Origin of the sequence: Bifidobacterium choloepi (assembly GCF_010667615.1) — a bacterium.
In the GTDB taxonomy this organism is placed as follows: Bacteria; Actinomycetota; Actinomycetes; order Actinomycetales; family Bifidobacteriaceae; genus Bifidobacterium; species Bifidobacterium choloepi.
The window spans coordinates 190,228-209,575 of sequence record NZ_VYSG01000003.1 but is presented as its reverse complement, the minus strand read 5'-3'; the positions used below and the strand labels follow the sequence as shown (position 1 = coordinate 209,575).

The following is a 19,348-nucleotide window of genomic DNA, read 5'->3' as shown; positions in this document are numbered from 1 at the left end:
GCCGCCGCGTCCCGGGCCAATATACTAGGCGCCGGCGCCGCCTGCAACCCGCGCCACGTCGCCGCGGTAGATGAACTGGTCGTCGGCCAGCGGAACCTCCTGCGGTCCCTCGTCGACCGGCCCGGTGACGCCGAGGAACTCGAGGTCTTCCGGATGGTCGGCGTGCAGCCGTTCGGCAACGCGCGTCAGGCCATGCCGTTCGTAGAATGCGTAGTCGCAGCCGGAGTCGGTGTGCAGGAAGAAGTTGCGCACGCCGGCATCGGTCAGGTCGGCGAGGAACTGCCGCCACAGCGCGCCGCCGACGCCGCGGCCGCGCGCCGCCGGCCCGACGAGGAACAGCTCGAGCTCGGTGTCGGACGTCAGGTCGACGTCGCTGTCGGCCTCGAGCATCCCCTCGATCGCGAAGAAATGCTCCATTCTCGCCAGCGCCGCCGCGCCGGCCGGATTCGCCCCGATGAGCTTCTTCAGGTCCTCCATTTCGGCGACGGCCTGCGGGAACAGCTGCGGCTGGCCGACCCGGCGCACGAGCGTCACGCCGGCGAAGTCCTCGTCGTCGAGCGTGCCGGCGACCGTCTCGTCGACGCCGTCGCCGGCGACGAGGCCGACGCGGCCTTCCGTCGTCAGCGCGAAGTAGTGGAGCGTGAAGTAGCGCGAGACCAGCAGTCCCGTCGGCGTGCCGCCGAGCGGCGGCCGCTGCGGCCACGTCGCCTCGAACGCGTCGGCCACCGCGTCGACGTCGCCCCATTCCACCGGCCGGTACATGACCGACCCGTCATCCCAGCCATTCGTCACGTCCCATGCGCCCATCGCTGCTCCCCTTTCGACAATGCGACAATGCGGCACCATGCCGCGGCCCACGCCCCCATGTTGACGCCCAGTCTAGTCATGTTCCTCGCGAGATTTCACCGCTTTCTCCCCTCCGGACCGTCGCATGTGACGTTCCGGGCCGCTTCATGCGTTCCGGTTTGCCGCTGAGCGTGAGACAGTTGACAGGAATTACCCAATGCTGGCGGGTGCCTCACGCTAACGGCCACCTAGCGTGAGGCACCCGCCAATTTCAGGGTCGATTTGGCAATGTCCTCACGCGTAGGCAACGGCAGCGTGAGGCAACTGCCAGTTTTGCAGACAAGTTGACAGCTGTCTCACGCCGGGGCGCTGTCACGCCGGGACGCTGTCACGCCGGGGCGCAACCGGGTCAGTCGTTGTCGGACAGGTCCGGGATGCCGCGCGCCATGTCGGCGAGGATCTCGGCCTTCGTCTTCGGCAGCGCGCGCAGCTCGCGGCGGGATTCGTCGGGCTCGCTGACGTAGTAGAGCGCCGCGTCGACCTGTTCGATCGGCACGCCCGTCTGCTCGCTCAGCAGCAGGCGGTAGTAGTCGAGCTGCCTGAGCTTCGCGGCGATGTCGGCCGGCTTCGTCGGCCGGCGACCGGTCTTCCAGTCGACGATTGTGAACAGCCTTGACTGGAACGATTCGTCCGCATCACCGCCACCGCGCTCCCGGGCCCGCGTGCCGTCCAGATCGTCGTCCAGTCCGCCGACGAAGACGGCGTCGAGCTTGCCGGGCATGATCTGCGTCTTGACGCCGCCGTCGGCCGTCGGCACGCGCACCTCCATGACGATCGATTGCTCGGCGCCGTGGAGCCGGCGACGCGCCCAGCGCGAGGACGCGAGCCGGCGCTCCCACTCGAGCAGCTCGCGGTCCGCGTCCGCCCGGGAACTCCGGCCGAGTCGCGCTTCGCGCTCCCCGACTCCCTCCGGGGAGGGAGTCGGGACAAGCTTTTCGTCGAGATCGGCAAGCATCGTCTCGCGGGAGATAAACCGCCCGCCAAACATGTCACCGGTGCCCGCCTCGAGGAACTGTTCGGCCCAGGCGTGGAAACGGGTGCCGGCTTCGGCGGCGGGCGACGAGACCGTCGGGATCGGACGCACGACGCCGCGGAAGAATTCGCGCCGCCTGTCGTCCTCCATCTGACCGGAGCTCGCCTGCAGCTTCGTGACGGTCAGCCGCTGGCGGCTCAGCGCCTGCCGCGCCATCCGCTCGACGGCGGCGTCGACCTGCGCCGGCGTCATGCCGGCGGCCGGCCCGAGGTCGCGGTCGGCCAGCAGCCGCATCGCGCGGTCGAGCAGCGTCGGTGTCCCGGTGCCGGACCGCATGCCGTCCGCGGCCCCGGCGTCCGTTCCGCTTCCGGCGCCGGCTTCCGCAGTCGTCCCGCCAGACGACGAATCGTGCCAGCTCGCCGGCAGGAAGCGGCTCGCCTGCGCCGCGTCGAGGCCGCTCGCGGCGGCCGCCGCGACGACGTCGAGCGCCGCCATCTGCCGGCGGACGTCGTCGGCGGACCGGTCGAGCGCCTCCGTGATCGGCGCGGACAGCGGCAGCGGCCAGCGCATGCCGGCGCTCGCCGGCGTCATGTCGATCGGAGCGTTCCACGCGTCGCCGACGACGGCGTTCTCGAACTCGGCGGCGTCGACGCCGCGGAAGTAGCCGTCGGGCGTCGGCAAGCCGAGCGCCGCCGGCGTGAAGACGACGTCGGCCGGCGGCAGCTCGCCGGGATGCGCCGCGAACCAGCCGGCGACTTCGTCGCCGTCGGGAACATTCAGGTTCGTCGGTTCGTCGGCGACGTCGGGCGTCATCATCGACAGCACGACCTCGTCCCAGAACGCCGACGGCTTCGTGCCGGCCGGCACCGTGCCGCCGTGCAGCAGCACGTCGCGCGTGCGCGTGTTCGTCGCCGACGTCGTCAGTAGCGCCTCGTAGCGCGCCCTCGTCAGCGCGACGTACATGAGCCGTCGCTCCTCGGCGTGCGCCTTGCGCCCGTACTCCTCCTCCTGCGTCAGCGGCCACGCCGCCATGTCGTCGTCGGTGAGCCCCTGCTCCTTCGCGGCCGACGGGCGCATCGTGCCGCGGACGGCGTCGTCGATCGCCTCGATCCCGTCGAACGATTCGAGCGCCTCGACCGGATCCTCGCCCTCCTCCATGTCCGGCGGGAACTTCGGCATGATCGCCGCGTCGACGCGGATCGGCGCCGGTACCTCAGTCGGCAGGTCGAGCCACGACTTGATCGACTCGGCGTACGTCGGCGGCGTCCAGCGGATGACGTCGTGCCACAGCTCGTCGCGGTCGTCGCGGTCGTGGACGTCGCCGGTCTGGTTGCCGGGCAGCCATTCGGGCACGATTCCCGCGGAGGAATCGTGTCCCGCTCCCCCGGCCACCGCCGGCCGCACCGCCGCGAGAAAGTCGGCGCCGCCGGCCTCGCGGATGTCGGAGTCCCTAAGCTTCGGCGCCGACGGCTTGCGTGCCTTCCTGCCGTCGGCGACGGCGGCGTCGTAGGCGTCCATCTTGCGCTGGTAGTCGTCGTCGAGCCTGCGTTCGGCCTCGTCGCGCAGCGCGGCGTCGACGTGGCCGCGCATCCGCGAGCGCAGTCCGGTGCCCGGCGTCGCGACGACGAGGTCGGCGGGATCGTCGACGGCCACCTTGAGTCCGCCGTTCTCGAGCTGCCGCTGGGACATGTCGACGACGGCGACGGCGTCCCACTCGAGGCCCTTCGCCTTGTGGATGGTCAGCAGCACGACGTCGACGGTCTCGTCGGGCGCGTAGTCGGCGCCGTCGTCGTCGAGCCGGACGATCGAGTCGGTCCAGGCGAGGAAGCCGGCGAGCGTCGGCCGCTGGGAGCCGGCGATTTCGTCGCGGTACGTGCCGACGAGCCGGATGAACGATTCGACCGGCGCCTTCAGTCGCGTGGCTTCGGCGACTGCTTCGCCCCGGCCGATTGACGCGGCCACGACGGCGTCGATGTCGAGGCCGAGCGCCTCGGCGGCCACGCGGACGGCCTCGACGATCGAGCCGTAGCGGGCCGCGGCGACCGAACGCATCGCCTCGGCGCAGCGCAGGATCGACAGCTGGCCGGCCGGGCTGACGAAGCTGTCGGCGAGCAGTGCCGGCAGGTCGTCGCGCAGCATGACGTCCGGCAGGAAGATCGCGTTCGGCACCTCGTTGCGGTGCTCGCGCACGGCGGCGCGGCGGTCGGCGACGGGGATCTCCTCGTCGTCGGGGCCGGTGGCGGGCACGATGCCGGCCTGCGCGAGCACGCGGTAGCGGTAGTCGTCGTTGACGCCGGCGGCGAGCGCGGCGAGCGCGCGCAGGTCGTGCGCGTCGAGCCCGTAGCGCGGCGTGGCGAGCAGGCGCAGCAGCGGCGCCGCGTCGCGGTGGAACGCGACCGACTTGAGCAACGCGACGATGTCGACGATTTCGGGGCGTTCGAGCAGGGCCGAGTAGCCGACGACCTGCGCCTTCAGTCCGGCGTCCTCGAGCGCGCGACGGTAGGCGCCCATCGCCGACTTCGAGCGGAACAGCACGGCGACGTACGGCGCCTTGCCTTCCGGCTGCAGGCCGGCGGCGACGCGCTTGCGATGTTCGTAGATCGCCTGCTTGCAGAACCGCACGACGCCGTCGAGCTGCTGCTCGAACGTGACGTACGACAGCACGCCGAGCGTGCCGCGCGGCGCGTCCGGCACCGTGCTCAGCGGCCTGACGTCGACTTCGCTCGTCGACGCGCTGCCCTCGCGCTTCGGCACGGCACGCAGGTTCGCCGTGAGGTTGTTGGCGGCCTCGAGCACGAGCCGCGAGTTGCGCCTGGTGACCGAGATCGGCAGCGGCTCCTCGTTGGCCGGCATGTCCAGCGCGCCCTGCAGCATGCGGAACGCGCCGGGGCTCGCGCCGCGCCACGCGTAGATCGACTGGAACGGGTCGCCGACGGCCGTGATGGCGCTGCGGTCGGTCGGCGACGCGTGGAACAGCGCGGCGAGCAGCGACGCCTGCGTCGTGGACGTGTCCTGGTATTCGTCGAGCAGCACCTGCGAATAGCGGGCCCGGTAGCGCGCGCCGATCGACGGGAAGCGCGTGACGAGCTGCAGCGCGGCGACGGTGAAGTCGGAGAACTCGGCCATGTGGCGCTCGCGCTTGGCCTGGCAGAACAGTTCCACGAACGTGAGCAGGATCTCGCGCTTCCGTACCGTCTCGCGCATCTCGCCGGCGTGGTTCCACGCCTCGGCCTCGAGCTTGTCGGCTTCGTAATGGTCGAGCAGCGCGCGCTTGTCCTCCCATTCGCGGTACCGCTTGCCGTACGCGGCGTCGCTCTCCTTCGCCTTGCGTTTCGGCGGCGTGGCGCCCGGCCGCACGCGGGGTTTCTCCGGCGGTTCCATCGGCAGGTCGCGCTCGCCGATGACGTCGTTCAGTTTCGCCAGCCACGCGGCGTCCCATTCGCGGATTTTCCGGATCGCGGCGTCGTAGCTGTCGCAGTCGGGGCCGATCATCGCCGTCGCGATCGCGTCGGACAGCGCATGCGTGTCGTAGATGATCGTGTCCATCGCGCCGAGGTCGACGTCGGCGCCGATGACGAGATCGTAGTGCTCGTCGAGCACGTCGGCGATGAGCTGCGCGGCGCCGGCCTCGCTGAGCGGCTGGGCGCCCTGGTCGAAGCCGACGAGCAGGCCGTACTGGCGCACGATCTGCTGGAAGAACGCGTCGTACGTCATGACGTCCGGCTGCAGGAACGCGGCGCCGGGGTCGCGGTTCGCGGCCGCGCCGGCGGAACCGGACGGCGAACCGCCACCGTACGAATCGTCTCCGTGAGAATCGTTCCCGTCGTGCGAATCGTTGCCGCTCCTGTTCTTCGCGACGGCGGCCGACACCCTGCCGAGCAGCTCGGCGGCGGCCTTCTTCGTGAACGTCAGGCCGAGGATGTGCTGCGGCGGCACGCCGGAGTTGATGAGCCGGATGATCCGCTCGGTCATCGTGAATGTCTTGCCGCTGCCGGCGCCGGCGACGACGAGAATGTCGTCGTCGACGTCGGCGTCGATGATCGTCGCCTGCTCGGGCGACGGAGTCTTCTTGACCATGCTTGCTTCCTGTCCGTCCTGGTTCACGCTTGTCGTGTGTGGTTCACGGCATAGTGCAGATGTTTCACGCCGCGTCGCGCATGTTTCACGCAGCGGCTCCGGCCCGTCATTGCCCCGACCCGAGCCGGTGCGGATTCTCGATCGTCTCGTAGACGGTCGCGAGTTTCTCGCCGCACGCCGGGCAAACGTTGCTCAGCGGCGACTTGCGCTGGCAGTAGAGCAGATGGCCGGCCTGCGGCTCGGCGACGACGCTGTCGGAGACGCTCGCGGCCGCCGCGTAGAACACGCGCGCGATCATCGCGAGCGCCCAGGCCGCCATCGAGTCGCCGTTGTGGCCGAACAGCTGCATGAACTCGGCCCACTGCTGTTCGTTCAGTCCTTCCGGCATCGGCACGTCGACGGAGCGGAACTCGGCGGGAATCGACTTGACGCCGGCGCGCGGCGTCATCGGCATGACGTTGAGCGCACCGCCGCGGAACAGCGGTTCCTGGAAGTACGATTCGGCCGCCATCGTCTTCTCCGTCCTGCCATATGGCGCCGGGAATTCGTCGGCCATGACGTGGAACAGCATCGCCCCGGACAGCGGTGGCATGGCGGCCAGCGCCGCCGTGCCGCGCCGGTGCGCGCTCTCCGGGAACGCGAGGCCGAGCTGGTAGCAGACCAGCTGCAGGTCGTCGAACGTGACGGCCGCGCCCGGCTTGAAGCCGGTCTTGTAGTCGACGAGCCGCACGTGTTCGGCCCCGTCGCCGTCGCGCCGCCGTTCCATGCGGTCGATGCGTCCGGTCAGCCGGATCTCGAGGTCGTCGGCCATGCCGTCCGGCCAGTCGCCGGGTTTCTGCGCGCCGACGAAGACACCGAGCAGCGCGCGCATGTTGGCGGCGGTCAGCGGCTGCCGCACGAGCGGCACGGCGTTGTAGGCGTCGGCGATGTCCTGCAGCGAGAAGCGCGCCGCGAACGGCATCTCGTCGCCGACCTCCTCGAGCACGCCGGCGGAGAAGTTCTCGGTGTTGCGTAGCGGATACGATGCCGTGTTCGCGCGCACGAAGTATTCGGCGACATGGCGGATGGCGTCGCGGGCGCGCTCGTCGCGCCGGACCATGCGATGGCGCTCCTCGAGGTCGTCGATCTCGAGCGGATCCTTGCGCAGTGTCCGGTAGTAGTCGAACATGCCGTCGGTCGCCTCGTCGACGCGCCGCTCGACGTGCGTCTCGCTCGTGACGCCCTCCACGTCATCGTCGGCGTCGACCCGCTCGAGGAACTCGAGCCGGTCGTAGCCCTGCGCCGAGCCGAACTCGGCGACGGCGTGCAGCAGCGTGCCGAAATCCGACGAGACATTCGACGCCTGCGGCCCCGAGAACTGCTTGTCGAGCATCCAGCACACCGGACAATTCCAGATGCTGTCCACCTGCGACGGCGACAAGGTCACGATCCGCGGCCGGTGCGCCGTGTCATCGCTACCATGGCTGGACGATTCGCCCGCCATGCCGCCGCGCGAATGAATGGTGCCGGCCGCAAACGGGTCGGGCCACCTGGCTGTCGGCACCCCGACCTGAGCGGCTTGCGCTCCATCCTCCGGTTCCGGAGGCGTCACTTCATCGACGGTGCCGCGATTGTCCGTGAACGGCCACGTCGAGGGATTGGCTTCCGTCACGCCGTTGGCCACCAGCAATGCCAGCGTCCGGGCCGCATCGACAGCCTCCGGGGACTCTGGATCCGCCGTCGCGAGAATGCTTCGCGCCATGGCCACCAGTCCGCGCATGTCCGCGTCCAGGGCGCCGGTCTTTTCGCTGTCATTCGCGGGAAGCTGCCCCGGCATCGTGTACTGCCTCGAGTCCGGGTCGGCGTCGCGGTCGCGGTCGAACCATTCGGGCAGGTAGCCGTACAGGAAATCCGACGGCACGGCGGCATCGTCCAGCACCGCCCCGATGCGCACCTGCGCAGTCGCGCGCGTCAGCGCGACGAGCAGGCTCTTCTGTTCGTCGGCGAGCGTCTTGCGCAGCGCGAGGTCCTTCAGGCCGGTCGCGACTTCGCGGCCGCTGTCGAGCGTGCCGTAGAGACGGATGTCGACGAGGTCCTCGCCGCCGAACATCGTGTTGCGCGTGGCGAGGTTCGGCCACGTGCCCTGCTGCACGCCGGGCAGCCAGACGACCGGCCAGTGGCGGCCGGCGGCGCCGGCCGGCGTCGTCAGCGTGACGGCCTGGTCGACCGGCGCCGTCTTCGCGAGCGAGTCGGCCTGGATGTTGAGCTGGCGCACCTGCTCGATGAACGTGTCGACGTCGGGCGTGCCGGCGGCGCCCTCGGCGTAGGCGAACAGCCGCATCGCGACGTCGAGCCGGTCGTTCGCCGCGCGACCCGCCGGCGTGTTGAACAGCGCCTCCTCCTGCCAGCGTTCGGCGACACCGGCCGCCTGCCACGCCGCGAACAGCGCATACTGCGGCGCCGGATCGTCGAGCCGGCGCAGTTCGCCGGCGACGTCGCCGACCAGCTTCCACAGGTGCGCGTAGGCGTCCGCCTGCGACGCCGCCGACCGCGACCCGACGACCGCCTCGATCGCCGCGAGCACGTCGCTTTCCGGAGTGTCGGCTGCACCGCCCGCGGCACTGCCGGCTGCACTTGCACTGTCGGCTGTACCGTCGGCCGTCATGGCGCCGTCGCCTGCGGCGAGCATCAGCAGCATCGCGTCGCGGCCGAACGGCAGGTCGTTCTCCCCCGCTTCGGAGTCGATCAATGACTCGTCGACGGTCACGGTCGCGCCGTCGTTGCCCGCGTCGGCCTCGTCGCCGGCCAGCGTCGCCTTCAGGTCGTCCCATTCGCCGATGAGCTTCGGCACGAGCGCTCCTTCGGCAGTCGTCCCGGCCGCCTCTGTCGCCTGCTCGTTGCCGGCGACCAGCGACGCCAGCGCCTCGAGGGACCGCATCGTCGTGTCGATCGTCTCGGGTCGCAGCGGCGCGCCGGCGGCATGCCTCGTCGCGCCGGCGGCGACAAGCGGGCTCTCGGCGATCGCCTGCACGCGCGTGCGCACGTATTTCGCGAGCTGCCGCATCGTCATGCCGCGGTGGACGGCAGCGCCGGCAGTCCGCGCACCACCTTCGTCGGAAGAATCGTTCTTCATTGCCGGGGAACCCAGCCGGCTCGCCAGCCCGTCGTTGCGCAGCTCGGCGAGCTCGATCAGCGCGAACAGCGCGCGGACGAACGGCTCGTCGGCGAGCGGCTGCGTGACCGACGAGTAGCGCACCGGTACGCCGTCGCGCCGCAGCCGCTCGCCGAGCTCGCGAATGGCCGCGTTGTCGTGCATGACGACGGCCATGTCGTTCCACGGCGTCGCCGTCGCCGGGTCGAGATGCAGCGTCTTGCACTGCCAGACGATGTCGTCGAGCTGCTCGCGCGACGACCGGTAGAGCGCCGCCCGCACGGTGCCGTCGCGCCGGCGCGGATCGTCGTCGGCAAGCCGCGCGATCGGATAGCTGCCGGGGAACGCCGGCATCTTGCCGGGCCGGTTCGGCATCGCGACGTCGGTCGGCTCCTGCGCCGCGATCGACAGGCTGACGCGCGCCGCGACCGTCTCGAGCATCGTCGGCTCGTGCTCCTCCTCCGGCAGCACGTCCGCCGACCCCTCGCGCTCGGCCGCCTCCATCTGCCGCACCTGCTCCTTCAGGTCGTCGATGAGCAGCGTGCGGTCGGCATCTGCATTGTCTGGCACGATTCCCGCGGCGTCGGCGTTGCCCGTGGTCTCGGCCGTGGTTTCGGCGGACGAATCGTTCCCGATGCTGCCGTCGACGAGCGGCCGGTACGGCAGCCGCAGCGGCTCGGCGCGCAGGCGGCGACGCGCCTCGCGGAACAGGAAGTCGGGGTACGAGCCGCGGAATGTCTGGACCGACTCGTCCGGATTGCCGGCGAGCGCGAGCTCGACGCCGGCGTCGGCGAGCGCCTCGAGGAACGCGAGGCCGGCCAGCGTGACGTCCTGGAAGTCGTCGACGATGACGGCCTTCGGCAGCACGCTGGCGATGGTGCCGTCAGCGGTGCCGCCAATGGCGGAACCGGCGGCCGAGCCGGACGGCGCGGCACCGGCGGAGTCCTTGCCGGTGCCGTCGCCGCCGGCGGCGAGCATGCGCACGAGGTGCGCGCCCTGCGCGAGCAGCTGCGACGCGTCGAGCCGGTACTCGTGCGGGTAGCGGCGGCGCACGGCGGCGAGGTATTCGCGGCGCAGCGCGAACGCGAGCCGCCACTGGATGCGCAGCCGGTCGCCGCGCAGGCCCTGGTTGCCGACGGCGGCGAGGAACGCGTCCTCGTCGAGCCCGTCGCCGCCCGACGTCTCGTCGATGCGCGCGAGCATGTCGCGCAACTGGTCGACGAACATGTCGCTGATGCCGGCGACGAACATCGACGCCGTGTCGCGAACATGCGACGACTCGCCGGTGGCCACCGGCGTTCCGGCCATCCCGGCGGCTCCGACGGCGGCACCGGCGCCGCTCGCGGAACCGGCGGCCGCGCCGGAGACACTGCCGTCGAGGACGATGCGGCTCCAGTCGGCCGACGCGAAGTAGTCGGCCAGCAGCCGGCACGTCGCGCAGTCGCCGGCCTCGCCGCGCTCGGCCTCGGCGACGTGCGTCGCAAGCACGCGGCGCAGCATCGCGTCCTGCTCGGCGCCGTTGAGCAGGCGCGGCAGCGGCTTGCCGGTCGCCTTGCCGTAGTCGGTGACGATGCGGAACGCGAGCGCGTTGAGCGTGGTGACCGGTCGCGCCTGCGAGACGACGTGGAGGTCGCGGATCAGCCGGTCGGACAGCCGGTCGGCCGTCTGCCGGTCCGGCACGCACATGACGACGCGGCTCTCGCCGTGCCTGCCGATCTCCCCGAGCATGAGCCGGTACGCCGCCTCGGTCTTCCCGCTGCACGGCGCCCCCGTCACCAGCACCGTCGTCTGTTCCGTCGCCCGTGCCGCCTCCGGCCGCTCCGTCGTCGTCCGCTCCATGCCGGCCCCTTCCGTGAGAATCTGTCCCCCAGCCTACCGTTGCGAAGCCCCGACGCAAACCAATACAGGCGCCTTTGGGCCCCATAGCGTGGGCGAATGGACGAATCGTGGCGGAAACTGGCGGTTGTCTCACGCCAACAAGCCGCCAGCGTGAGGCAGCCGCCATCGACGCTCCCGTTTTGGCAGTCATCTCACGCTTTCGGCTTCCTTGCGTGGATTCATTGACAGGAACGATTCCTCCGTGTCAATTGCCCCACGAAAGCAGCTGCCTGGCGTGGGCGAATCGTCAACATCAATTCCGAAGTGGCAATCGCCTCACGCGACCTGGGCGGCGAACGGACTATCCAGATGCAAGCGGACCATCCAAGACGAAAGGTGCCACGAACCTGTTCCGAAGAACAGGCCCGTGGCACCTTGTCGTATCTGCCAGCCGACTACGCGGCTACCGGCTCAGACGTACCGGATCAGACGTACCGGATCAGACGTTGAAGTCGCCGAAGTCGACGTCGCCGAGGTTGCCGAGATCGTCGCCGAAGTCGCCCTGGCCGCCGTTGTCGTTCAGGAAGTCGTCCGGGTTGAAGTCGTCGCCGAGCTTCAGGTCGCCGAAGTCGAGCGACGAGAAGTCGACGTCGGACAGGTCGGCGTCCGAGAAGTCGGTGTTCAGGTCGCCGTTCTCCGTCAGGCCGAAGTTCGGGTAGATCGTGTCGCGGATCGCCTTGTCCGGCTCGACCGTCGCGTTGCGGTAGCGCGCCAGGCCGGTGCCGGCCGGGATGAGCTTGCCGATGATGACGTTCTCCTTGAGGCCCTTGAGGTCGTCTTCCTTCTCGGAGAGCGCGGCCTCGGTGAGGACTCGCGTCGTCTCCTGGAAGGAGGCGGCGGACAGCCAGGAGTCGGTCGCCAGCGACGCCTTCGTGATGCCCATCAGCTCCGGACGGCCAGCCGCCGGGCGACCGCCGTTCTTGACGGCTTCGCGCGACGCTTCCTTGAAGCGCTGCTGGTCGACGAGTTCGCCGGGCAGCAGGTCGGTGTCGCCGGAGTCGATGACGGTGATGCGGCGGAGCATCTGGTGGACGATGACCTCGATGTGCTTGTCGTGGATGTCGACGCCCTGGGAGCGGTACACGTTGTGGACCTCTTCCACGATGTTCATCTGGGCAGCGCGCGGTCCGAGGATGCGCAGGATCTTCTTCGGATCCACGGAACCCTCGATGAGCTGCGTGCCGGCGACGACGTGCTCGCCGTCCTTGACCAGCATCGGCGCGCGGCGCGTGACCGGGTACGTGATCGGCTCGACGGACTCGTCGTCCGGCGTCAGCGTCACGTGGCGGCCGCGCTCGGTGTCCTCGACCTTGATCGTGCCCGGGAACTCGGCGATCGGCGCCTCGCCCTTCGGCGTACGCGCCTCGAAGAGCTCGGTGACACGCGGAAGACCCTGCGTGATATCCGAAGCCGAGGCGACGCCGCCGGAGTGGAAGGAACGCAGCGTCAGCTGGGTACCCGGCTCGCCGATCGACTGGGCGGCGACGATGCCGACGGCCTCGCCGACGTCCACGAGCTTGTTCGTGGCCAGCGACCAGCCGTAGCACTTCGCGCACACGCCGCGCTTCGACTCGCAGGTCAGCACGGAGCGGCCCTTGACTTCCTCGACGCCGTGGGCGACGAGGTCGTTGAGGACGTCCATCGACAGCGCGTCGCCGGCGTGGTACAGGACCGTCTTGCCGTCGGCCGGGTCGATGACGTCGGAGGCGAGCAGGCGCGAGTACGGACCGCCGTCGGCGGCCTTGACCAGCACGAGGTTGCCGTTCTCGTCGCGCTCGGCGACCTTCATCGGCAGGCCGCGCTTGGTGCCGCAGTCTTCCTCGCGGACGATGACTTCCTGGGAGACGTCGACGAGTCGACGGGTCAGGTAGCCCGACTCGGCCGTACGCAGTGCCGTATCGGCCAGGCCCTTGCGTGCGCCGTGCTGCGAGATGAAGTACTCGAGCACCGACAGGCCCTCGCGGTAGTTCGACTTGACAGGACGCGGGATGATCTCGCCCTTCGGGTTGGCCACGAGGCCACGCATGCCGGCGATCTGGCGGATCTGCATCCAGTTGCCTCGTGCGCCCGACTGGACCATGATGTTCACGTTGTTGTCATCGTGGAAGTTCTCGCGCATGGCGTCGGCGACCTTGTCGGTGCACTCGGTCCACAGGTTGATGAGCTCCTGGCGACGCTCCTCCTCGGTCAGCAGGCCCAGTTCGTACTGGTTGTTGACCTTGGCGGCCTGGTCTTCGTAGCCGGAGATGATCTCCTGGCGATCCGGCGGGGCGACGATGTCGGAGAACGCCATCGTGACGCCCGACCACGGGGCGCGCGTGAAGCCGAGGTCCTTCAGGGCGTCGAGCACCGCGGCGACCTGCTGCGTGGAGTAGCGGGTGGCGATGTCGTCGACGATCTTCGAGAGCTTGCCCTTCGGCGCCTGCTCGTTGACGAACGGGTAGTCGACCGGCAGCGTCTCGTTGAACAGCAGTCGGCCGATCGACGTCGCGAACAGCACGGTGCCGTCGGTGAAGCGCTCCTCGTGGACCACGTCCGGGCTGCCCGGCTCCGGGTCGACAACGGTCACTTCCGAGGGCTTCCAGTCCTTCGGCAGCACGAAGTCTTCCGGCAGGCGGATGAGGACCTTGGCCTGCATGTCGATCTCGTGGCGGTCGAGCGCCATGTACGCCTCGTCGAGCGACGAGAACACGCGGCCCTGGCCCTTCGCGCCGTCGATGACGGTGGACAGGTAGTACAGGCCCAGGATCATGTCCTGCGACGGCATGGTCACGGTGTGGCCATCGGCCGGCTTCAGGATGTTGTCGGACGCCATCATCAGCGAGCGGGCCTCGGCCTGCGCCTCGGCGGACAGCGGCAGGTGGACTGCCATCTGGTCGCCGTCGAAGTCGGCGTTGAACGCGGCGCACGCCAGCGGCGGCAGGTGGATGGCCTTGCCCTCGACGAGGATCGGCTCGAACGCCTGGATGCCGAGTCGGTGCAGCGTAGGCGCGCGGTTCAGCAGGACCGGGTGCTCGGAGATGACTTCCTCGAGCACGCCCCAGACCTCGGCGTCGCCGCGGTCGACGAGGCGCTTGGCGCTCTTCATGTTCTGCGCGTAGTTGAGGTCCACGAGGCGCTTGATGACGAACGGCTTGAACAGCTCGAGCGCCATCGGCTTCGGCAGGCCGCACTGGTGCATGCGCAGCGACGGGCCGACGACGATGACGGAACGGCCCGAGTAGTCGACGCGCTTGCCGAGCAGGTTCTGGCGGAAACGGCCCTGCTTGCCCTTGAGCATGTCGGAGAGCGACTTGAGCGGACGGTTCGAGGCGCCGGTGACCGGGCGGCCACGGCGGCCGTTGTCGAACAGCGAGTCGACGGCTTCCTGGAGCATGCGCTTCTCGTTGTTGAGCATGATCTCCGGGGCGCCGAGCTCGATCAGTCGCTTCAGTCGGTTGTTGCGGTTGATGACGCGGCGGTACAGGTCGTTGAGGTCGGACGTCGCGAAGCGGCCGCCGTCGAGCTGCACCATCGGGCGCAGGTCCGGCGGGATGACCGGGATGACGTCGAGGACCATGGCCTCCGGCTTGTTGCCGGTGGTCAGGAACGCGTTGACGACCTTGAGGCGCTTGAGGGCGCGGGCCTTGCGCTGGCCGGTGCCGGTCTCGATCTCCTCGCGCAGCTCCTTGGCCGCGGCCTCGAGGTCGAAGTCCTGCAGGCGCTTCTTGATCGCCTCGGCGCCCATGCAGCCCTCGAAGTAATCGCCGTAGCGATCCTCCATCTCGCGCCACAGGTCGACATCGTTCTCCATGTCGCCGGGCTTGAGGGACTTGAACTTCGTGAACACGAGGTTCAGGCGGTCGATCTGGTCGTCGTAGCGCTGGCGGATGGCCGCCATGTCGCGCTCGGCGCCGTTGCGTAGCTTCGTCTTCGCGGAGCCCTTGACCTCGCCTTCGGCCTCGAGGGCCGCGAGGTCCTCCTCCACCTTCTTGGCGCGCTCCTCGATCTCGTTGTCGCGGCGACGCTCGAGGTTCTTCACCTCGGTGTCGAACTCGTCCTGCAGGTCCGGCAGGTCGTTGTGACGGGTTTCCTCGTCGACCGACGTGACCATGTAGGAAGCGAAGTAGATGACCTTCTCGAGCTCCTTCGGCGCGATGCCGAGCAGGTAGCCGAGGCGCGACGGGACACCCTTGAAGAACCAGATGTGGGTGACCGGCGCGGCCAGCTCGATGTGGCCCATGCGCTCGCGGCGCACGCGGCTACGGGTGACCTCGACGCCGCAGCGCTCGCACACGATGCCCTTGTAGCGCACGCGCTTGTACTTGCCGCAGGCGCACTCCCAGTCGCGGGTCGGTCCGAAGATCTGCTCGCCGAACAGGCCGTCCTTCTCGGGCTTCAGGGTACGGTAGTTGATGGTCTCCGGCTTCTTCACCTCGCCGTAGCTCCAGCCGCGGATGTCGTCGGCGGTAGCCAGACCAATCCTGAGTTTGTCAAATGCGTTGACGTCCAGCACTATTGTTCCTGTCTGTTAAGTTTCGAATTTCGCTACAGTTCCGGCCGGAGGAATCGTTCAATTCTTTGAAAATTTGAACGATTCCTCCACCAATGTTCACTTACTTGTATTCAGGCTCGTCCATGATCTGGTCGGCCTTCGCGGCGGCGTCCGGGCGGGCGCCGATGTTGAAGCCCAGATCGTTGGAGTTCGAAACAGGATCGTCGTCCTCGTCCTTCATGTCGATGGCCACGCCTTCCGCGTTGAGCACCTCGACGTTCAGCGACAGGGACTGCATTTCCTTGAGCAGCACCTTGAAGGATTCCGGGATGCCTGCCGGCGGCAGGTTCTCGCCCTTGACGATGGCGCCGTAGACGCGCACGCGGCCGTCGACGTCGTCCGACTTGGTGGTCATCATCTCGTGCAGCGTGTACGCCGCGCCGTAGGCCTCGAGGGCCCAGACTTCCATCTCGCCGAAGCGCTGGCCGCCGAACTGGGCCTTGCCGCCCAGCGGCTGCTGCGTGATCATCGAGTACGGACCGGTCGAACGCGCGTGGATCTTGTCGTCGACGAGGTGGTGCAGCTTCAGCATGTACATGTAGCCCACCGAGATCGGCTTCGGGTACGGTTCGCCGGTGCGGCCGTCGAACAGCGTCGCCTTGCCGTCGTCGCCGACGAGCTTGTTGCCGTCGCGGTCCGCCAGCGTGGTGGACAGCAGGCCCTTGAGGGTCTCCTGGCGCACGCCGTCGAAGACCGGCGTGGCGACCGGCGTGCCCGGCTCGCCCTTCTCGGCGCCCTTCGGCACATACTTCTTCCACTCGGCCTCGAGATCCGGATCCAGCGAGATGTCCCAGCCGGAGTGCGCGATCCAGCCGAGGTGCAGCTCGAGCACCTGGCCGAGGTTCATTCGCGACGGGACGCCCAGCGGGTTGAGCATGATGTCGACCGGCGTGCCGTCGGCGAGGAACGGCATGTCCTCTTCCGGCAGGATGCGCGAGATGACGCCCTTGTTGCCGTGGCGGCCCGAGAGCTTGTCGCCCTGGGTGATCTTGCGGTGCTGGGCGATGTAGACGCGGATCATCTGGTTAACGCCGTTCGGCAGCTCGTCGCCGTCCTCCTCGGCGTCCTCGCGCGTGATCTCCTTGACGGCGATGACGGTGCCGGTCTCGCCGTGGGGCACGCGCAGCGACGTGTCGCGGACCTCGCGGGACTTCTCGCCGAAGATGGCGCGCAGCAGGCGCTCCTCCGGGGTCAGCTCGGTCTCGCCCTTCGGCGTGACCTTGCCGACGAGGATGTCGCCGGCCTCGACCTCGGCGCCGATGCGGATGATGCCGCGCTCGTCGAGGTTGGCCACGGCGTCCTCGCCGACGTTCGGCAGGTCGCGCGTGATTTCCTCGGCGCCGAGCTTCGTCTCGCGGGCGTCGATCTCGTACTCCTCGATGTGGATCGAGGAGAGGGTGTCGTCCTGGACGAGGCGCTGGCTGATGATGACGGCGTCCTCGTAGTTGTAGCCGTTCCACGGCATGAAGGCGACGAGGAGGTTCTTGCCGAGGGCCATTTCGCCCTTCTCGGTGGCCGGGCCGTCAGCGAGGACGGTGCCTTCCTCCACGCGCTCGCCGTCGTGGATCAGCGGGACCTGGTTGTAGCAGGTCGTCTGGTTCGAACGCTGGAACTTGGCGAGCTTGTAGGAGCTCGTCGTGCCGTCGTCGTTCATGACGCGGATGATGTCGGCGGAGACGTAGGTGACGACGCCCGGCTTCTCGGCCAGGATGACGTCGCCCGAGTCGACGGCGGCGCGCCATTCGGCGCCGGTGCCGACGAGCGGACGCTCCGACTTGATCAGCGGGACGGCCTGGCGCTGCATGTTGGTACCCATCAGCGCTCGGTGGCCCTCGTCGTGCTCGAGGAACGGGATCAGCGAGGCGCCGACCGACACCATCTGGCGCGGGGAGACGTCCATGTAGTCGACCATCTCGACCGGGACATCCTCCGCCTCGCCGGCGGCGTCACGGACAAGGACCTGCTTGCCGACCAGGTTGCCGTTCTCGTCGAGCTCCTGGTTCGCCTGCGCGATGACGTGCTCGACCTCGCGGTCGGCCGTCATGTAGACGACGTCGTCGGTCACGTGGCCGTTCTCGACCTTGCGGTACGGCGTCTCGATGAAGCCGAACGGGTTGATGCGGCCGAACGTCGCCAGCGAGCCGATGAGGCCGATGTTCGGGCCTTCAGGAGACTCGATCGGGCACATGCGGCCGTAGTGGGACGGGTGCACGTCGCGGACCTCCATCGAGGCGCGGTCGCGGGACAGGCCGCCGGGGCCCAGGGCCGACAGGCGGCGCTTGTTCGTGACGCCGGCCAGCGGGTTGTTCTGGTCCATGAACTGCGACAGCTGCGAGGTGCCGAAGAATTCCTTGATCGTGGCGTTGACCGGACGGATGTTGATCAGCGACTGCGGCGTGATGGCCTCGGCGTCCTGCGTCGTCATGCGCTCGCGCACGACGCGCTCCATGCGGCTCAGGCCGGTGCGCAGCTGGTTCTGGATCAGCTCGCCGACCTGGCGGATGCGGCGGTTGCCGAAGTGATCGATGTCGTCGACGTCCACGCGCAGCTCGACGTCCTCGCCGTCGCGCTTGCCCGGGAACGTGGCCTGGCCGGCGTGCAGCGAGACGAGGTACTTGATAGTCGCGACGATGTCCTCGCGGGACAGCGAGCGGTCGTCGAAGTCGCGCTCGAGGCCGAGCTTGCGGTTGATCTTGTAGCGGCCGACGCGCGCGAGGTCGTAGCGCTTCGTGTTGAAGTAGAAGGAGTCGAGCAGGTTGCGGCCGGCTTCCGGGCTGGCCGTGTCGGCCGGGCGGATCTTGCGGTACAGGTCGGTCAGCGCGGCGTCCTGGGAGTCGATGGTCTCCTTCTCGAGGGCGTCAAGGACGAGCGGGTAGCCTTCGAAGGCCTTGGCGATCTCGGACTTCGTCATGCCGATGGCCATCAGGAAGACGATCGCGGACTGCTTGCGCTTGCGGTCCACGCGCACGCCGAGGAAGTCGCGCTTGTCGATCTCGAACTCGAGCCACGCGCCGCGGCTCGGGATGATCTTCGCGCCGAAGACTTCCTTGTCGGAGGAACGATCCGGCGTGCGGTCGAAGTAGACGCCCGGGGAACGCACGAGCTGCGAGACGATGACGCGCTCGGTGCCGCCGATGATGAACGTGCCGTGCGGGGTCTGCAGCGGGAAGTCGCCCATGAAGACGGTCTGCGACTTGATCTCGCCGGTCTCGCCGTTCTCGAACTCGGCGTTGACGTACAGCGGCGCGGAGTAGGTGTAGTCCTTCTCCTTGCACTCCTGGACCGTGTGGCGCGGCTCCTCGAAGTACGGATCGGAGAACGTCAGCGACATCGTCTGCGCGAAGTTCTCGATCGGGGAGATTTCCTGGAACACCTCGTCGAGACCGGAGACGTGCGGGACGGTGTTCGTACCGGCGGCCTCGTCTTCCTCGACGCGCTGCTTCCAGCGTTCGTTGCCGATCAGCCAGTCGAAGCTGTCGGTCTGCACGCCCAGCAGGTATGGCACATCGATGGGTTCGCGGATGGAGCCGAAGTTCACACGGTCGGAGGCCTTGTGCAGGTCAATGTCGTGCTGGTCGGCCCGTGCGATGATTTCAGTGGTGTTCGTCGTAGCTTGAGTTTCAGCCAATGGACGTTCCTTATCGCTCTCTAGGTTGATGTCTATCAGTCCTTGAGAAGCGCGTGGCCGGCCGCCATATGCCGGTCTGCGGGCGCTTCCTTCCGGTCGGCATGCCCGCTATATGACATGCGTATACGCAAAGACAAAAGTCTAGACACTATACCTGACTTTTTCAACACGTCAAGTATTTCGGCGCGTCGCGCCCACCATCCGGGCCCCGGACCGATTTTCCCGGGGCCCACTTCGCACTTTCCGGAGCGTCATTCCAAAAGTGCGAAGTCACCCGGATAT

At 68.6% G+C, this 19,348-nt stretch carries 5 protein-coding genes; all 5 read right to left on the bottom strand.

The window, feature by feature from the left end:
• Nucleotides 1-24: 24 nt before the first annotated feature.
• The gene (locus tag F6S87_RS07310; RefSeq protein ID WP_163227996.1) at nt 25-807 is read right to left on the bottom strand and encodes a GNAT family N-acetyltransferase; all 783 of its coding nucleotides are present in this window, start codon (nt 805-807) and stop codon (nt 25-27) included.
• A gap of 388 nt (nt 808-1,195) precedes the next feature.
• A complete protein-coding gene (locus F6S87_RS07305) occupies nt 1,196-5,896 on the bottom strand; it encodes a UvrD-helicase domain-containing protein (protein ID WP_163227995.1) in 4,701 nt (1,566 codons plus the stop codon).
• Nucleotides 5,897-6,002: 106 nt separating this feature from the next.
• Nucleotides 6,003-10,865 (bottom strand): PD-(D/E)XK nuclease family protein, encoded by a 4,863-nt coding sequence (locus F6S87_RS07300; RefSeq protein ID WP_163227994.1) that lies wholly within the window; start codon nt 10,863-10,865, stop codon nt 6,003-6,005.
• Between the two features lie 478 nt (nt 10,866-11,343).
• Nucleotides 11,344-15,399 (bottom strand): DNA-directed RNA polymerase subunit beta', encoded by a 4,056-nt coding sequence (locus F6S87_RS07295; protein WP_163227993.1) that lies wholly within the window; start codon nt 15,397-15,399, stop codon nt 11,344-11,346.
• Nucleotides 15,400-15,499: 100 nt separating this feature from the next.
• Entirely contained in the window at nt 15,500-19,066 is a 3,567-nt protein-coding gene (gene rpoB, locus F6S87_RS07290) for a DNA-directed RNA polymerase subunit beta (RefSeq protein WP_163227992.1), read from the bottom strand.
• Nucleotides 19,067-19,348: the final 282 nt, after the last annotated feature.